A 3,697-nucleotide genomic window follows, 5' to 3' on the forward strand; every position below is an offset into this window, starting at 1 on the left:
GTCCCGCTCGGCCGCGACGGTGAACAGCAGCTCCAGCGCGGCGCTCTTGGCCCGCCACACCGCGTCCCGGTCAAGCAGATCGGGATCAGCCCCCGTGCGGGCAGCGGCGGCGAGCTGATCGACCCGCGCCCGGGTAGCGGCGTCCGCCAGCTCATATTCAGGCAGGTCCTCGGGACGCAGATACAGCGCCGAGGCGAACCTCCGGCTGGTCGGGTAGTACGGGGACGGCTCGACCGGAACCGTCGGCGCGACCGCGTGCACCGGGTTGACCAGCACAACGTCGGCGCGCCGGCCGTCGGCCGACCCGGACCACTCGGCGATCGCGGCGAGGTCGCCGTAGTCGCCCATCCCCCAGGAAGCCGCCGACCGCAGCGCGTACAGCTGGATCATCCATCCCCAGCCGCGGGCGTGGGCCGCGCCCGCTGGAGCGGGAAGTGCGTCCGGCACGACGACGACCTTCGTCGCGATCAGGGTCGCGCCGACCGCGATCCGCAACAAATGATCACCGAATGGCAGCCCCGCGGGCAGGTTCAGCGGGATGCCGAGCATGGCCACACCATCGACCGTGCGCCGTTCGACCGCCTCGCCCCAGTCCGTCAGCTGGCGTTTCCCGCCGCCTTCAAGGGCCAGCTCGGCGCTGCGGACCGAACCGGCTGGCACCCGTAGGACGACCGGTGTGGCCGCGGAGCGCCGCACCACCACACAGGCGGGCAACGGACGCCGCCACAGCGCGTCGCGCGCCTCGGCAAGGGCCGTCGCCGGATTCGCGACGTCGACGTTGAGCAGCCCGAGCACGGTCCGCACGACGTCCGGCGCGACGGTGACCTCCTGGCCGTCCGCGTCGATGTAACGGGTGGCGACGCCATGCGCATCCGCCAGCTGGGCGAGCACCTCATCGACCGTGCCGAAGCCGATGGTGGAGCCCGCGGTGACAGGGCCCGCGGCGGCGGGACCATCAGGGGCCGGCGTGGGACCGGGAAGAACGGAAGCGGGGTCGTTCGCCGGGCCGTTCAGGGGGCCGCCGCCCGAACTGACGGCGTGATCGGTGCTGTCAGACGTCACGACCGGATCCTCTCGTCCACCAGGAGCGACGGTAAGCAGGCCGGGCTGGCGGCGATGCCAGCGCGGAAGTATCCTCCCGCAGCTGGGGAACGAGACTCGGCTCCCGCGGAACGGCCGCGCCCGGCTGGACCGCCGACGGCACGCCTGCTGGGGATGGCCATGCCTCGTCCGGGGGAACCGGCAGCGACAGGCGCAGCAGCGCTCCGCCGGCCGGGCCTTCCTCAGCCCGCACCCAGCCGCCGTGCGCGACGGCGGCATCCGCCACGATGGCCAGGCCAAGCCCGGACCCGGGCAGCCCACGTGCGGACGTCGCCCGGTAGAATCGGTCGAAGACCCGGGAGCGGTCCTCCGGCGCGATCCCCGGGCCCTCATCGGTGACGACAACCTCGCCGGGAGCCACGGTCACGTGGACCTGCCCTTGTGCCGGGGAGAACTTCACCGCGTTGTCCAGCAGGTTCGTCACCGCCCGTTCCAACATGTGCGGGCGTCCGTCCACGGGCGACGGGACGGCGGTCACCACGATCTGAACGTCCTTGGCTTTGGCGCGCCTGCGCACCCGGTCGGCCGCGACATGGACGATCTCGGTCAGATCAGCGGGCTCGACGTCCTCGGCGGGCGCCTCGTCACGGGCCAGCTCGACCAGCTCACTGACCAGTCCGCTCAGTTCCCGGATCTGCGCGTCCACGTCCCGCAGCAGGGCGTCCCGGTCGGCCGTGGGCAGTGCGCGCGCCGGATTGGCCTCGGCCCGCAGCAGTAGCTCGATGTTGGTCCGCAGGCTGGTCAACGGGGTGCGCAGCTCGTGACTGGCATCGTCGACAAGCTCCCGCTGACGCGCGCGGGAGGCCTCCAGCGCCCGCAGCATGCTGTTGAGGCTGTTGGCCAACCGAGCTATTTCGTCACTACCGGTCACTGGGATCAATGCGGAGAGGTCCTGCGTACGGGCGACCTCCTCAGCGGCCGCGGCGGCGGCATCCACCGGCTTGAGAGACGCGCGTGCGATCAGCCGACCGAGCAGCACCGATCCGGCCACTCCCACCACGCCCACACCCAGCAAAATCAGACCGAGATCGCGTAGTGTCTGATCGACGTCGGACATGTCCCGGGCCAGTTGCAGCGCGCCCAGGCCGACGCCGGGAATGCGGATGGGAACGGTGGCGACGCGATAGCGCCCCCCGCCGACAGTGACCGTGCGCAGTTGCTGACCGACCAGCCCGTGTGCCACGGCGATATCGGCGGAGTTGACCGGCAGCATCACCGCCTGGTTGTCCGGCGCCGTCGGGGTGCCGTCGGTGCTGATGACCTGCGCGGGCAGGCCGAAGTTGAACACGATCAGCCCCTGGTCCCACTCGGGGCCCCACTCTTTCGGCTTGATTGTCTGAGCCGCCGTGTAGGCCTGTTGGATCAGCTGGTGGTCGATGGACCGACCGAGCACGATCCCGGTCGCGCCGAGTGCCACGCCTGCCACGACCGCTACCGTGGCGGTCACCGCAAGACCGATGAGCAACGCCATCCGGTTGCGCAACGGCAGACGCACAAGTGACAAACGAGGGTGGCGGGGCCGCGCTCTCATCCGGAGGCCCTCACAACGGGACCTGCTCCCGCCCGCCCCCGTCGGCTCTCCTAAGAGCGACCGGCAATAGGCACGCGGCGTCGCGGGGCTGGGGCACGCCCCTATTGCCGGGCGCTCTAAGCATTCCGATGATGGTCATGGTCAGAACGGTCACGAAGCCGCGTCCCGCAGAACATAACCCACCCCGCGGACCGTGTGCAGCAGCCGCGGCTCGCCACCGGCTTCCAGCTTGCGACGCAGGTAGCTGACGAACACCTCGAGCGAGTTCGATGACGGCCCGAAGTCGTATCCCCAGACTCGCTCCATGATCATAGAACGGGAGAGCACCTGCCGCTGGTGGACGAGAAACAGCTCCAACAGGTCAAACTCAGTCTTGGTGAGTGTCAGTTCCCGTCCCCCGCGGGTCACCTGACGGCTGCTCTGATCAAGACGAATGTCCGCGAAGAGCAGCGCGGGGGGCACCCCCGGAGCGATCCCCGCCTGATCCGCTCCCGTGAGACCCGCGGCGGCCGAAGCCGCGGCCCGGGCGGACAGCGACGCCCGGCGGGTCAGCGCGCGCAGCCGGGCGAACAGCTCCTCGAGGGCGAAGGGCTTGACCAGATAGTCATCCGCCCCCACGTCCAAGCCGTTTACCCGGTCGGCCAGCCCATCACGGGCAGTGAGCATCAGAATCGGCAGGTCGTCACCACGGCCACGCAGCTGGCGACACGTTTCCAGGCCGTCCACCCGGGGCATCATCACGTCCAGCACGACGATGTCCGGGCGGTCGCGAGCGACCGCGTCCAGCGCCTCCATACCATCACGCGCTGAACTGACCTCGTAACCCTCGAACCGCAGCGACCGCTCAAGAGACTCCCGGACCGCCGGCTCGTCATCGACCACAAGTACGCGCACACCACACAGTCTGCCCCCCGAGTCACGCGGCGCAGGCCGTCCGGAAGGACTCTCAGCATCGTCTACCGAGATCCTTATTCACGGTTCAGTCAGGGCAGGCCCGATGGATCTTCAATCGCGCGTCTGGACGCCTGGACGCCGCCGTATCGACCGATATCAACCGGGCGCGCT

Annotated in this window: 3 protein-coding genes; all 3 read right to left on the bottom strand. The window is 69.9% G+C overall.

Annotation, left to right across the window (positions count from 1 at the left end; translation table 11 throughout):
• Nucleotides 1-1,062 (bottom strand): 4-alpha-glucanotransferase (locus MJ797_RS04625; protein ID WP_239332137.1); only part of this gene is annotated, 1,062 nt, incomplete at its 3' end.
• Nucleotides 1,052-2,632: a HAMP domain-containing sensor histidine kinase gene (locus tag MJ797_RS04630; RefSeq protein ID WP_239332139.1), complete on the bottom strand. Its 1,581-nt coding sequence runs from the start codon at nucleotides 2,630-2,632 to the stop codon at nucleotides 1,052-1,054. The genes MJ797_RS04625 and MJ797_RS04630, both read right to left, overlap by 11 nt.
• Before the next feature lie 150 nt (nucleotides 2,633-2,782).
• Entirely contained in the window at nucleotides 2,783-3,526 is a 744-nt protein-coding gene (locus MJ797_RS04635; protein ID WP_239332141.1) for a response regulator transcription factor, read from the bottom strand.
• Nucleotides 3,527-3,697 lie beyond the last annotated feature (171 nt).

This window comes from Protofrankia sp. CiP3, assembly GCF_917627345.1.
Taxonomy (GTDB): Bacteria; Actinomycetota; Actinomycetes; order Frankiales; family Frankiaceae; genus Protofrankia.

Bases quoted from the DNA above. Each gene is read 5' to 3' on its own strand.
- MJ797_RS04630 (WP_239332139.1), bottom strand. From the start codon at position 2,632: ATGAGAGCGCGGCCCCGCCACCCTCGTTTGTCACTTGTGCGTCTGCCG.